Genomic DNA, 14,445 nt, shown 5'->3' with positions numbered 1-14,445 from the left:
GAATTAAAGCATGAATCATAAGCTTAGAAACATCCTTCTTTTAGCTACGTTAGGGATTATCGTGATTAGTTATGTAGGTTGCGGGGTGTCTATACCTAAAGGTGCAAAAGCCATAAAACCTTTCAAGAAAGATAAGTACCTTGGTAAATGGTACGAGATTGCCAGAATGGATTTTAAATTTGAGAAAGATTTAAATAATGTTACCGCAACTTACTCGGTTGAGGATGGAGCAATTAAAGTAGATAATCGTGGTTACAATTATGTGCAGAAAGAGTGGAAACAGAGCATCGGAAAAGCAAAATTTGTGAATGGTGAAGATGAGGCCAGGCTTAAAGTTTCTTTCTTCGGGCCATTTTATGCTGGTTACAATGTCATTGAAATTGATTCTGATTATCAATATGCCCTTGTAGCCGGAAACAGCCTGGATTACCTTTGGATTTTATCAAGAAAGCCAACCATTCCAGAGGAAGTTAAAGCAGCCTATTTGAAGAAAGCAAAAGAAATTGGCTACAAAACCGAAGACCTGGTATGGACAAAACACGATCAATAATTGAACACGATTGATTTTAATTCAATCTAAACTACTTGGTAACGATCTTCTTTCAATTCTCAACAAAGATCCTTTAGTGTAATCATATTCATTACTTTTGATTGATGATCAGATTAAATAGTGAAACGCCAAATGATGTTCTTCAGGAAGTGAAGATTGGCGACATGGTTACCGATACCTTTAGTAAAACGGGCTTAGTTGAAACCATTGAGGTTAGTGATGATGGTTTATATAAAATTTACGAATATCATCTGGTTACAGGCAGAACAATCACCATAAAAAGGTAAATTGCAGTTCAACCCTTAATCTAACCATGTCACTTTTCATTCTCCTTTCCGGCATTTTGCTGTTGTTTATTCTGATTTTAAAGAAGATAAACCCGATGATTGCATTAATCGGAGTGGCCATTATCACGGGATTATTTCTGGGGATGCCAGCTTCAAAAGTGATGAACTCCATCAGTAATGGAATCGGCAGTACTTTAGGCAGCATGGTCATGGTACTTGCTTTAGGTGCCATGATGGGCAAACTGATCGAGGATAGTGGATCAGCCAAAAAAATTGTATTCATCCTGATCAAAGCATTTGGTAAACGAAATATCCAATGGGCGGTTTTGCTCACCGGCCTATTGGTTGGGATACCACTGTTCTATAATGCTGGCTTTGTCGTTTTAATTCCGTTAGTATTCGCCATTTCTGCCGCTACGGGATTATCAAAATTATACATTGGGCTGCCTATGGCCACTGCACTTTCTGTAACTCACGGTTTTTTACCACCACACCCCGGCCCTGTTGCTCTTGCAGGTATTTTCCATGCAGACATCGGTCAAACCCTGATTTATGGTTTAATACTAAGCTTACCCATTGCGGTGATTGCCGGAATTTATTTCCCCAGGTTAATTATGAACAAGATCCAACCTGCCATTATTAAGGATTTTGTTATTGAAGAAAGCGAGGATTTACCTGGTACTGCAAAGAGCTTTCTGACCGCACTGCTTCCGGTATTTTTAATAGTAGCCGGAACCATTGGCAGTGGGTTAAGCAGCGATTATACTGGCAAATCAATTTTCATTTTTCTTGCAGACCCTACGGCTGCCTTGTTAATTTCAGTGATGATTACACTTTTCATTCAGAATACCAGTATAGAAAAGGCAATGGAATCTTGTGCAGAAGGGGTAAAAAGTATTGCCATGATTATATTGATTATTGCTGCAGGTGGAGCATTTAAGCAAATTTTAATCGACAGTGGCATGGGTGAAACGGTAAAACAATTAACGGGAAATCTCAATCTTTCTCCCTTATTATTGGCCTGGCTAATTACGGCATCACTTCGTGTAACTTTAGGCTCTGCTACAGTTGCAGCTGTAACCGCATCTGGAATGGTCCTTCCGTTGATTGGCGCGCATGCCTCGCCAGAATTGATGGTTTTATCTGTTGGGGCAGGAAGTTTGATGTTTTCTCACGTAAATGATACGGGCTTTTGGATGTTCAAAGAATACTTCAACCTCAGCCTTAAACAAACATTTGGAACCTGGACCATGATGGAAAGTATTGTTTCCGTATTAGGCTTAGCTGGCGTGCTGATCTTGAATTACTGTTTAGGAGGTTAGGCTCTACCGACATTCATAATTTAGAAACTTTATAAGCTAAACTATTTGGTTATCATTGCGAGAAGCTTTTTCAGTAATAAAAGCAATCTCATCGCGATCAAAGAGCAGAGAAACTAGCGCACTAACCTAACGAAGTGTCGTCATTGCGAGAAGGCTCTTTCAGCCGATGAAGCAATCTTTCTTATAAAATGAGATTGCTTCGTACCTCGCAATCAAGACCGTTCATATTTGGCATTAATAAGAGAGTTTTCCCAGCTCCTCGTCATTTCGAAGAAGCTTTTTCAGCGACGGAGCAATCTTTCTTACAAATGAGATTGCTTCGTGCCTCGCAATGACGTTCACAAAGGAAAGCCCTGTAAATCTCACCATTTAATAATTATATAAACATTTCCAGTAATGATGTAAAGCCGGCAGCAACGTTAGTCTTAATTTTGTAACCACACAAATAAGACCAACACTAAACATGAACATCAAAATACCATTAATTACCTTGTTCCTTTTTGGATTTGCCATAAGCGCAAGCGCACAGCATGAAATGCACATGATGGGCGATTCTAGTAAAAACGATACTACCCAAATGGAACACAGCATGCACCATATGAAAGAGATGAAAACTGAAGTACCCATGAGCCATGCCTACTCCTTAAACTTACCCATGCAAAGAAATGGATCAGGAACTGCATGGTTGCCAGATGCTTCGCCCATGTATGGTTTAATGTTACACTCCAAAAAATGGATGTACATGTTACACGGAAATGTAGCCCTGCGCTATACTAAACAAGACATAGCAGACAAAGGAACCCGTGGAGGAGATCAATTTGATGCACCAAACTGGTTTATGTTTATGGGGCAGCGAAAAGTTGGTCAAAAAGGTTTATTTCATTTCAGTTCCATGCTTTCATTAGATCGCTTTACCGAAGGTGGTGCCGGATATCCCCTTTTGTTTCAAACCGGAGAAAGCTGGAAAGGAACACCTTTAGTCGATCGCCAGCATCCACATGATTTATTTTCAGAACTTTCTGTTGCTTATACCTATGCCTTCAACAAAAAATCTGATTTAACTTTTTACCTGGGATATCCCGGTGAACCAGCCTTAGGTTCAGTTGCTTTTATGCACCGTCCATCAGCCCTGGCTAATCCCGATGCGCCAATATCTCACCACTGGAATGACGGAACGCATATTACCTTTGGAGTGGCAACCATCGGCTACCGTTATGATAAAGTAAAAATAGAAGCTTCGTCTTTTACTGGCAGAGAACCCGATGAAAACCGCTTCGATTTTGATAAACCACGATTTGATTCTTACAGCGCAAGGTTATCTTATAATCCGACCAAAAACTGGGCGCTGCAGGTTTCGCATGGCTGGATTAAAAGCCCGGAAGCATTACATGATAATGAAGATGTAAACAGAACCATAGTTTCTGCCATTTATGCGCTACCACTTGGTAAGGAGAAAAATATCAATGCCACAGCACTTTGGGGTTTAAATAAAACTAAAGGACATGATGGCGAGAATGCCGTATTGCTGGAAGGTGCTTATCGGATTAAAAAACTTTCATTATATACCCGGTACGAATACGTGCAAAAATCTGCCGAAGAACTCAATCTGAATGAGGCTATTTACGGCCATGATGCTTCTGGCGTTAATGCCTTAAGCTTGGGCATCAATTATGACATTTTGAATTTTAATAAATTCAGAACGGCATTGGGTGCACAAGTTTCTTATTATCAAACGAATGCAGCGCTCGATCAATTGTATGGGAAAAATCCTGTAGGTGCACAAGTTTTCATCCGTATTTATCCGAATCTGATGAAGATGTAATACAAATTACACGTTGGTCGGGATTTTTAATCTCGATCACACTAACTGCGGATTTAAAATCCGCAATTCATAGAGGCGGGATTGGAGATCCCAACTAACGATAATGCCATGAATAAATATTACAATTTAATCTCGATCTCATTAACTGCGGATTTAAAATCCGCAATTCATAGAGCCGGGATTGGAGATCCCGACTAACGATATTACTGTAAATAAATATTACAAGTTATGCGTTGGTCGGGATTTTTAATCTCAATCCCAATAATTTAATCTTTCGCTTAACGCAAAGCTTTAAAAATGGCCACTAGATCTTCTTCTCCATATCTACTTTCCGCATCTTCAAAAGTTTTTAAGGCTGTTTTAGCTAAAGGCGTTGAAATGCCTTCATTTTTGGCTAACCTTAAATCTTTAACAATATGTTTTAAGGCAAAGGCAGCTTTATATTGATCATTTAAAATGGCATCACCTTTTATTTTGGTGTAAACATTACCAATAGCTGCCTGGCCAATCAGTTCCAATAAATCTGATGTTTCAATTCCCTTTTCATTCGCAAATAAAATGGTTTCTGCTAAACCTTGAGTGTATAAAGCCAGTAATGAGTTAATTGCCAGTTTGGCTTGGTTTCCGGCACCGGTTTCGCCAACCCATTTGCTTAATTTCCCCAATTGATCGAGGATTGGTTTTACCCCTTCAAAGGCTGATTGTTCTCCGCCAACCATAATCACTAACTGACCCGTTTCAGCTTGTTTTACACTTCCCGAAACCGGAGCATCCAGATAGTGTGCATTTCGCTCCTTACACCTGGAAGCCATCCTTTTAGCTATTTCTGGCGAAACCGTACTCATATTAATGATGGTTTTTCCGGCTAATTCAGTCTTTAAAAGCCCGTCTTCAGCCTCAAAAATAGCTTCAACGGCTTTGTCATCAGCCACCATTAAGATGATCACATCAGTTTCTAAGGCCAATACTTGCGGACTATTTGCTACCCTGGCACCCATTTCCGCTAATTTATATTCCTTTCCCTGGCTTCTGTTGTAAACGGTTACCGGATATTCTGCTTTTATCAACTGCTCAGCCATGGGGATGCCCATATTTCCGAGGCCAATCCATCCTATTTTTGTTTTGCTCATTTTATAGTATTTTGATAATTAACAAATTTGATAAAGAAATGGTTGAAATACCTTGTGTTTGCATTATTTTTTTTAATGCTGTTGTTCAGATTTATAAGCCCAAATAGGCAAGCAAAAATGAAATGTGCAAAACATGAAAATGATAATGGCAAAGGAAAACATAACTTTAAAATTCAATTGGAAAACAATGAGCTATTTACTTAAAGACTTGTATTCACCAGCATTTTACGATAGATTAACTACCGCATTGACTTCTACACTGCCAGATTTTGATCGGCAAAAGTTTCTGAAAGAAATATTTAGTGACGATTTCATTTCCAAAGAATTAAAGGAAAGGATGAAACATACATCCAAAGTACTTTACGGTTTTTTACCTGCTAATTATCCCGAAACAATAGAAATCATTAAAAAAACAATAAAAGAACTAAGGAAAGAAGGCATCGGTGAAGATGGATTGGCTTACATGTTTTTACCTGATTACCTGGAAACCTATGGGATTGATTATTTTGATGAATCTGTAGACGCCCTGGAATTTGTAACGCAGTTTGTGAGTTGCGAGTTTGCTGTTCGTCCTTTTATTTTAAAATATGGTGATCGAATGATTGCTAAAATGCAGGAATGGTCTTTACATGAAAGCCATAAAGTAAGGAGGCTGGCAAGCGAAGGGAGCCGCCCGCGTTTGCCTTGGGCAATGGGTATTCCTTTTTTAAAGAAGGATCCAGGTAGTATTTTACCGATTTTGGAAAACCTAAAGCAAGATTCATCGGAATATGTTAGAAGAAGCGTTGCAAACAGCCTGAATGATATCGCTAAAGATCATCCAAACCTTGTGTTAGATTTTGCTAAAAGTTGGTCGGGCTTAAGTATAGAAACAGATGCCATTATTAAACATGGATGCAGAACACTGCTTAAACAAGGCCATCCAGAGATTTTGAAACATTATGGATTGAATGATGAAGGTATTTTATTGAAAGACTTTAAAGTTTTAACCCCTAAAGTAAGCATTGGAGAAAGCCTGGCTTTTTCTTTTTCTGTTAAAAACGAAAATCCAATGGCGCAAAAAATCAGGCTGGAATATGCAATTTATTATAAGAAACAAAATGGACAGAATACCAAAAAAGTCTTCAAAATTTCAGAAAGAATTTATCCGGCTGGTGCCGAAGTAAGCATTGTGCGAAAGCAAAAGTTCGTTATCATCACTACCCGCAGATTTCATTTAGGCGATCATCAAATCGCTATGATTATTAATGGTGCAGAAAAGGAAAGTTCAAGCTTTGATTTATTGGCTTAACCCAGCATAGTAATCAACTGGTCTAACAATGGAATCTGCCTGTCTTTAATAGCAAGAATGGCTTTTTCATAAGTGAACCAATCGCCTCTGTCTACCTCTACAAAGCTTTGCATTTTACCCGATTTTGGTGGCCATTGCATTTCGAAGGTATTGCTATGCAGGGTGGTTGGATCAAGATCTCCTTCTACAGCCCAGCATAAAACCTTTTTACCACCTTTCTGAATAATTGGCTGTAGTTTAATAAAATCACCACTAATCTTTGTGCCTACTTCTTCTTCAAATTCGCGGATTGCCGCATGGAGTGGTTCCTCATTTTCATCAAGTTCACCCTTAGGTACAGACCATACACCTAAATCTTTTTTAGCAAAAATTGGTTCGCCAGGATGGATCAGAAAAAATTCCAGTGCTGCTCCTGTTTTTTAAAAAGTAATAATCCTGCGCTTTGTCTCATATCATAAGTGAATTGCTCATCATTTAATACAATGATAGGTTAATTAAGTTTGATGGATGGTTTCCAAAAACTTGTTTGACTACATCATAAACTAAAAACTTACCACTAGCGCTAGTTTCTTTCATCTTCGATTAAAGAATTTAAAGCTGGTTGGTGAGACACCAACCAGTAGGCTTAAAGGTCCTGAATCAAGTTCAGGAGAACTATCCCTTAAGTAGTATCGACATTGCAAGGCACGACGCAATCTACGATGAAGATTGCTTCAGCAAATGAAGAATTTGCTTCGCATCCGATAGCTATCGGATGACGGTTTTTGAGGGAATTTTTAAGTGGAATCCTCAACCCCCATCATGCTGAATTTAGCGCCATGCTGATCCGATAGTTATCAGATTTATTTAGAACAGCAACTATTTTAATCAGATCCTGAATCAAGTTCAGGTGCACGAGTCTTCGAGGGGAATCAAGTGAGGAAGACCAGCGAGGGGGGTGTTCGATAAGCAAAAAGCCGCTTCCAAATTAATTTGAAGCGGCTTTCACCTAAACCTATGTTATGCGATACACTATTTTTTAGCAGCCGCTTTTTTAGCTTTGTGGTGGTGTTTTGTGTGTACTTTTTTAACGGTAGTTTTTTCTGTTTTTGCTTTAACTGGTTCTTTTGTTTGTGCACTTACTGCGTTTACAGAAAAAGTAGCTACCAGGGCGATCATTAAAATTTTAATTGCTTTCATGTTGATATTTATTTATGGGTGAATAACCTTGTTTATTGTTTAATAAATTTCTAAATATCAAATGAAGAATTCATGAACTTTATTTTACTCGTCATTTTAAAGTGATTGAATACGATATGAAGCTGCTTAAGCTACTTCATATCGTATATCTATTTGCTGATGATGCTAAACTTAACTATTGATTTTAAAACTTTGTGATTTTAAACTCTGTCCGTCTGTTAAGCTGATGATCAGCTTCTGAACATTTTACACCGTTTGAACATTTGTTTAACAACATAGATTCACCATAGCCCTTGGCCGTAATTCTGTTTTTATTAATACCACGATCAATAATATATTGTACAGCAGAATTTGCCCTGCTTTGAGATAACCATTGATTATACTGGTCATTCCCACGACTATCTGTATGTGAGCCTAATTCTATCCAGATGGTTGGATTATCCAGCATGATTTTCACCAGCTTATCTAACTCAATTGCGGCATCCGGACGAATGTTCGATTTATCGAAATCGTAATAAATATTATCAATCCTGATGGGCTTATTAATGATGATCTGCTCCAGGTATAAATCCCTTTTTATTTCTGTACTTGCGGTTAAATCACGGGTAGTTAAACTAGAATCATCAGATCTGTAACCTGTTTTATCAGCTCTTACTTCATAATCTGAAGCCTGATCGAGATTAAATTTATAGTTTCCGGTTGAATCGGTTTCCACTTTTAATTCTTGCCCATTTATTTTTTTCAACGTAACGATGGCTTTGGCTAAAGGTTGTTTTGAATGGGTATCCATTACTTTTCCAACCAACCACAAAGCGATCACTTTTTTAGGTAAGAAGCTGTAAATATCATCACTTCCAATTCCATCCGTACGATTTGAACTCAGGTAGCCTGTTTGATCATTGCCCTGGATATAAGCAAAATCATCTTGTGATGAATTGATGGGATAATGCAAATTAACAGGTTCCGTATTTTTTCCGTTTGAAAATTTTGCGACAAAAATATCCAAGCCTCCCATTCCAATTCTACCATCAGAACTGAAGAAAAAATTTCCAGCCTGATCCAGAACGGGTGTACGTTCGTTTCCTTCCGTATTTAGCCCTTTTAAATTTTCGGGTGTATCCCAATCTCCTTTCTGGGTTTTCCGACTTACATAAATATCTGTTCCTCCCATTCCGTTCGGCATACTGGAAACAAAATATAAGCTATTTCCATCGGCACTTATAAATGGATCGCCATTTGAATAGGCTTCTGCCTTATTGTATTTAAACGCTACCGGATCTCCCCACTTACCCGTTGAATCCTTTTTGCATGAATAAATTTCTAAGTTCAAAGTGGCTATACCATCTTTTCCATACACAGGTTTCTTCGGGATTTTAGTTAAGGTAAAATACATTTCATTGCCATCTGCAGTAAAACTTGTAGGCCCAATGTGGTATTCTGTTCCTGCATTAACAGGTAAATTGCTTACACTATCTTTGTCTTTATCCTCAATGAAAAGCCTTAAATAGCGGTTACCTGTCCAGCCGTAAACGTTACGATCGGGTTTCTTTGAACCATCAAACTTTAAAAACGGACGATGTGCACTTTCCTTATCTTCGCCCGGCTGACCTCTATCGGAAGCGAATACCACGCTATTTTGATACAAATGGGCACCCCAATCAGATTGTGGCGAATTCAGATTCTTTTTGTTTTCAATGGAAATGGCTACCGGTTTTTTGATCCATAGGAGTGCAGAATCACAACTCAGTTCCCAAAGTTTTTGCTGCTTGCTGGTTATCTGTTTATTTGCTGCGGCATATTTTTGATATTGTTCTTTTGCTTCGGTATACTTCATGTTTTGCTGAAGCGCTTTCGCATATTGAAGCACATTATCCACACTGGTTTCAGGCATACCAGCAGCGATGGCATACCAGCTTTCTGCTTGTTTATAATCGTTTACCAGACGGTAACATTTACCCAGCTGCTCTGCTGCATATAAGGTATTTTTTTTGTAATAAGCTTGTTCGTATAGATCAATGGCATTGATATAATTAAAAAGCTTGTATTGTTTATCGGCTGCATTTAATACATATTGTGCCGATGCAGGTTTGGTGATGAATACAAATGCTGTTAAAAAAAGGATAGAGAGTAGTAGTTTTTTCATGCTCGTATGATTTCATTGCCCTTAAGGCAGTCGTGTTTAAAAGAATCTGGGCGTTAACATCCGCATGTTTTTCTTATTAAAGAAATAGCCGATTGAAATTTCATGTGTACCACCACTATAGCCTTGTAAGGGCCCTATTGAATAATCGTAAGCATAACCAATTCTTAAGTTTTCGTTAGGAAAAATTTGAAGCGCTGCTACAACAGAATTCAGCTGGCTCAGATCCTTTTGCAGATAATCTTTACTATAAAGTTTTACACCGGTACGGTAAGAACCGCCTATCCATAACTTTTCTGCCAAAATCACGAAGGCATTCAGGTCTAAACTGGTAGGCCCTCCGCGGTCATCTTTTAACAGGAAGGATGGCTTTAATAAAATTTCTCTGGAAAGCGGAATCAATGTACCGGCCGTTAAGTAATAATGTGGCTTTGGCTGCGGAATAAAGGCATACTTATCAACATCAATATATTGTGAAACTAAGTTATCTGCTGAAAAGCCTGCATACATCCGGTTATTTGCAAAATAAACACCTGCCCTGGCATCAGGCAATATGCTGCTTTGCATACCTGTAGGCTGTTCCATTTCAACATCATTTGGATTTAACATGGCCCCATCAATACCCAATTGCACCACACCAATGCCTAACCCAAAGGCTAGCCTGGATGATCCATCTTTATTCATTGGAATGCGATAGGCATAATTCGCATAGATGGATTGATTGCGTTGCGCACCTAGCCTATCGCTTGATATCTGCAAGGCTAGCCCTACATTTCCATCATTGGCAATGGCATCAATAGCTACCGACATGGTTTTAGGCGCACCTTGAATTCCGGTCCATTGGTTACGGTAAAACTCATGGATGTTTAATTGCTCCTTATAACCCGCATAGGCTGGATTAATATAGATACCATTAAACATATACTGGCTAAACTGGGCATCTTGCTGCCCCTGTGCCAGTTTGGAAAATAACAACAGTATTAACAATACCTTTAATATTTTTTTCATCTGTATGATTTTGTTTTCTTTTATGAAGCTGCCGTGATTACCCCTTTTATCGTTTTTTATGAAAACATGCAAGGGTTCATCATTCCTGATTTATATCATTGCACCATCACTTGGTAAAGCCAGTGCCTTTTGGCAGCAGCAACTACTTCTTATTTTTTAAATGCCCTAATCAAGGTTACGTAGCCTTTAAATACCTGCCACCCTGCATCGGCATTGTCTTTTACCCTAAGCACATAATAATAAGTACCCTCATTTAAGCCCTCACCAGTCCAGTCATTTTTATAATTGGTTGCCTTGTAAACTTCATTACCCCAACGGTTTACGATAATGAGGTCATTTTCAGCAAAAAACTCCAGGCCACGGATCTGGAAAGTATCATTTGATCCATCTCCATTTGGCGTATATAAATTGGGAATCATCAGGGTTGATCCGGATACGGCGAGTTTGGTAAAGTAGCCACCATTTGCAGCCAGATCTGTAGACATTAAAATGTTATTTCTGGTATGCACACCTACGGAAGGATTGGTTCCTTTTACCGTTTCCCACTTGGCATCGCTCACATAACGGGCGATTCCGGCGTTGGCATCCTTAAACAGGTTACCATTAGTAATACTATTGTGCTGTAAAACCAGATTGGCCTGCAGGGACTTTGACCCGAAAATATGCCAGGTTCTATCCATCCCCAGGGCTGCATTTAAAATGGGTTTTCCGGCAGCAGCAATATCCTGCACACTGGCATATATTTTTTCTGCAGAAACTGGTGTAACGGTAGCTGGTGTATAATCATTTTCAGCTATACCTATCGGGAATACGAATGCATCAGCGCCCGCGTAATCTTTAATCATGTAACCCAAAGGCTTGTTTTCAGTCACCACCATTCTATCTCTGGAATAGTTAATGATTTTACCAGAAGTGTTAAAAGCAAGGTTGTTTCCGTTGAGTATAATATCTGCACGATCAGTTGCAAGATCCATGGTACCGCCAATATTTAGTGAGGCGGCCAGCGATCCGGCCGGGTTTTCGGCTTCATAACCTGGATTTTTTAAATCATTTAACACGATGTTTTCGGCATTACGGTGTTCTATCAAAAGATTAATAAAGGCACCGTTGTTTCCATCTATGTTGGTAGCGCCCGATGTCATGTTTTTATAAAAGGGATTGTTGCCCGGGTTATAAATCACGATCTTTCCCGTTCCGGTGAAGGTAGCACCGGGTGCAATCCAGATATTTTTACTGAAAATCTCCAGTGTTCCATCGATTACCCAATTGGCCTTTGGCCCGAAGTAACTTCCTTCTGAAAACCGGGTTTCGGTTGTGCCTGCAGAAATGGTTACGGTAGAATTATTGACTGTCATACTCCCAACTCCGGTTTGGGCATATAATTGACCACCAGTGAAATAAAGCAAGCAGCACATCAATAATCTATAGCTTTGATTTTTCATCTGTATCATTGTTTTTAGGGTAATGAAGCCGTCATGACTAATCATTCAATTTGTGATCTGAAAATCATGATGGTTCATATAAATGCCTTTGAATATTTAATTGGCGAGAAAAATGAATGTATTCACCACCAGGTATGGAGACCTGTTATCTAATGCCGTACCCGAACCACCTGATGGTACAGATGCAGAGCCCGATACGGTATGGGTATGCGCTCCTGCAGAACCTGTGTTTGCATCAGCCCCTATACCTCCCCATGAAGTTGGGTTACCATTACCTTGATAATGACCAGTACCATTATTATTCCTTGAGGTCCCACCTAGTAAAAATTGACCCTCTATAGCTGGATGCGCATGGGCACCTGCAGATGCTGCGGTACCACTAATGGTGCCTGAAAAAGTAATATTAGGTAAGTTGGCCAATACAAGGGTAAGAGAATTAAGTCCGCCCTTATCCCCCAAACTTTCTGAAGAACTTTTCGTTTTTAAAAAACGATCTCTTGCATCTGGCAAATTGTTACTAAAACCCAATGCATTGGCTGCAGCCTGAGCTGCAGCCGGGAGTGTGGAAATTGCCCTTCCATCTAAAAGGAACCAGCCTGCGTGATCTGCCGTTTTGAAGGAGTTTTTTAAATCTCCTGAAGCTGATGTGTTTTGTGAATCAGTTAACTTTACCCACTTGCTATTGGCAGGGGTATTGAGGTCTTTATTGTAATAATAATAACCTGGTGTTACATCATTAGTACCGGAAGTGGTTGTTGCCGTATTGTAAACCATTAACGCATGTGCAGGCGTATTAACGGTACTTACATCTGTTAGACCAGTTAACGCTACCCGTGGCATTAAGAAACCTTTGTTTGATGCCTCCAGTTCCAGTAAGGCACTTGCATCTTTACTGGTAGGGTTGGTTCCTATTTTCTGTGCCGTAGTTTGTGCCGAAGCCGCTATTCCAGTCATCGAAAATAAACTGATGAGGATGCTGGCTTGTATATATATTTTTTTCATTATGCTATTTTTTATTTGTGATTACGGGGTGAATTAATCGATTTTGTACCAGTCTGTACCATCACTTTGAATACGAATGGTACTGTTTACGTTCAGTGTAGTAAAGCTTGATGTTTCAGAAATTTTAATGGTTTCGCTAAACGTTAGCAAATTGCTGGTTTCATCTGTTTTACGAATTACTATTGTACGCCCTTTACTTGCATTTGCTGCCGGAAGTGTTAAAGTAAAACCTCCATTTGTAGCATTGGCTAAAATGGTGTTATCGTTAGCCTGCGTGGTGTAATCGGCCGTTATTTTAATAATATTACTCACTGATCCTGATACTGTTTTTAAAACTCCGTTTGCATCTGCTACTACTATTTTATCTGTTGAACTGTTTCCGGCATATGCTGATGAATTGATATTTCTAATTCTTACACCACCGTTACCTGTACTGGCATCGCCACCTAAATCAAGCAATTCCGTTGGTTTCGCATCACCTTCTGTTCCTGCTACACCAATAGCTGTATGTGCATTTTTAAGAATGGTTAACGCATTGCCTGGTGCACTTGTGGTTCCATTTCCAACCTGGAACAGGCCATCTGTAGCCACATCTGAAGAAGTGGTACCTGCTTTGATCGCATTTGCGGAACCAATAACAAATCCGTTTAAAGTATTGGCCGTGTTATCTGAACCAAATGCTGCTGAGCGGTTTCCTGCTGCAGTATTTCTTTCACCAAAAGCTACTGAGTTTGTACCAACCGTACCCGTATGCGCATCGCCTCCTCTTACCGCACCAAGTACATCAAATGCAACACCTGATTGTGCACTGTTTTTACCTACGGCAACAGTTCCCATCTGGTAGATGTTATCTGTATTGGCTTTTGCCTTATTGGAAGTACCCTGAACATTCCATGGTTCGATTGCTAGCGTAGAAATATCTACTGCATTGGATGCTATACCATTAACTGTTGAAGTTAATTTATTAGCTGAATCTAATTTTAAAGCATTTGAATTGATGATTTTGGCTGTAGGTGCAATTCCATTTACATCACTGGTTAAGGTGTTATCAGTTGAATTTAAAGTATGCGTGATGGTTTGAGGGGTTGATGCACCAGTGGCACCCGTATCTCCTTTATCGCCCTTATCTCCTTTATCACCTGTTGCCCCTGTAGCTCCTGTAGCTCCTGTATCACCTTTTGATCCTTGTGCACCAGCAGCTCCTGTATCGCCTTTTAAGCCTTGTGCTCCAGTATCACCTGTTGCTCCTTTATCACCCGTTGCTCCGGTTGC

The 14,445-nt window shown here is 39.4% G+C and carries 12 protein-coding genes and 1 pseudogene; 5 read left to right on the top strand and 8 right to left on the bottom strand.

What is annotated here, in order from left to right:
* The first annotated feature begins 10 nt into the window (after nucleotides 1-10).
* The 4 genes from AN34_RS14235 to AN34_RS14220 all read left to right on the top strand — a co-directional run bounded on the left by AN34_RS14235 (nucleotide 11) and on the right by AN34_RS14220 (nucleotide 3,981).
* Nucleotides 11-550 (top strand): lipocalin family protein, encoded by a 540-nt coding sequence (locus AN34_RS14235; RefSeq protein ID WP_029286544.1) that lies wholly within the window; start codon nucleotides 11-13, stop codon nucleotides 548-550.
* A gap of 104 nt (nucleotides 551-654) precedes the next feature.
* Complete coding sequence (locus AN34_RS14230) at nucleotides 655-837, top strand: hypothetical protein (RefSeq protein ID WP_029286543.1); 183 nt, start codon at nucleotides 655-657, stop codon at nucleotides 835-837.
* A gap of 26 nt (nucleotides 838-863) precedes the next feature.
* Complete coding sequence (locus AN34_RS14225; protein WP_029286541.1) at nucleotides 864-2,159, top strand: gluconate:H+ symporter; 1,296 nt, start codon at nucleotides 864-866, stop codon at nucleotides 2,157-2,159.
* Nucleotides 2,160-2,622: 463 nt separating this feature from the next.
* Nucleotides 2,623-3,981: a hypothetical protein gene (locus AN34_RS14220; protein WP_029286536.1), complete on the top strand. Its 1,359-nt coding sequence runs from the start codon at nucleotides 2,623-2,625 to the stop codon at nucleotides 3,979-3,981.
* Nucleotides 3,982-4,259: 278 nt separating this feature from the next.
* Here AN34_RS14220 and AN34_RS14215 read toward each other — a convergent pair whose 3' ends face one another.
* The gene (locus AN34_RS14215; RefSeq protein ID WP_029286535.1) at nucleotides 4,260-5,111 is read right to left on the bottom strand and encodes an NAD(P)-dependent oxidoreductase; all 852 of its coding nucleotides are present in this window, start codon (nucleotides 5,109-5,111) and stop codon (nucleotides 4,260-4,262) included.
* Between the two features lie 187 nt (nucleotides 5,112-5,298).
* Here AN34_RS14215 and AN34_RS14210 point away from each other — a divergent pair, with 187 nt between their 5' ends.
* Nucleotides 5,299-6,402, top strand: a complete 1,104-nt coding sequence (locus AN34_RS14210) for a DNA alkylation repair protein (protein ID WP_029286533.1) — start codon at nucleotides 5,299-5,301, stop codon at nucleotides 6,400-6,402.
* Here the strand turns inward: AN34_RS14210 and AN34_RS14205 are convergent.
* The 7 genes and pseudogenes from AN34_RS14205 to AN34_RS22045 form a co-directional block, all read right to left on the bottom strand.
* Nucleotides 6,399-6,773, bottom strand: coding sequence for an NUDIX domain-containing protein (locus AN34_RS14205; RefSeq protein WP_231625564.1), 375 nt, complete (start codon nucleotides 6,771-6,773; stop codon nucleotides 6,399-6,401). The genes AN34_RS14210 and AN34_RS14205 overlap by 4 nt on opposite strands.
* A 640-nt stretch (nucleotides 6,774-7,413) precedes the next feature.
* A complete protein-coding gene (locus AN34_RS21700; protein ID WP_157263319.1) occupies nucleotides 7,414-7,581 on the bottom strand; it encodes a hypothetical protein in 168 nt (55 codons plus the stop codon).
* 184 nt (nucleotides 7,582-7,765) lie between these two features.
* Complete coding sequence (locus AN34_RS14200; protein ID WP_029286532.1) at nucleotides 7,766-9,724, bottom strand: OmpA family protein; 1,959 nt, start codon at nucleotides 9,722-9,724, stop codon at nucleotides 7,766-7,768.
* A gap of 36 nt (nucleotides 9,725-9,760) precedes the next feature.
* On the bottom strand, nucleotides 9,761-10,729 hold the full coding sequence (locus AN34_RS14195; RefSeq protein ID WP_029286530.1) for a type IX secretion system membrane protein PorP/SprF: 969 nt from the start codon (nucleotides 10,727-10,729) through the stop codon (nucleotides 9,761-9,763).
* Between the two features lie 149 nt (nucleotides 10,730-10,878).
* Entirely contained in the window at nucleotides 10,879-12,171 is a 1,293-nt protein-coding gene (locus AN34_RS14190; RefSeq protein WP_197285527.1) for a gliding motility-associated C-terminal domain-containing protein, read from the bottom strand.
* A 96-nt stretch (nucleotides 12,172-12,267) separates the two neighbouring features.
* Nucleotides 12,268-13,173 carry a hypothetical protein gene (locus tag AN34_RS14185; protein WP_157263318.1) on the bottom strand — a complete coding sequence of 302 codons (906 nt, stop codon included), beginning with the start codon at nucleotides 13,171-13,173 and terminating at the stop codon, nucleotides 12,268-12,270.
* Nucleotides 13,174-13,206: 33 nt separating this feature from the next.
* Nucleotides 13,207-14,445: pseudogene (locus tag AN34_RS22045) on the bottom strand (hypothetical protein); the annotation flags it as partial.

It is taken from the genome of Pedobacter sp. R20-19 (genome assembly GCF_000708265.2).
Classification (GTDB): domain Bacteria; phylum Bacteroidota; class Bacteroidia; order Sphingobacteriales; family Sphingobacteriaceae; genus Pedobacter.
The sequence above is the reverse complement of the archived record's forward strand: the minus strand, read 5'-3'. Positions and strand labels throughout refer to the sequence as shown.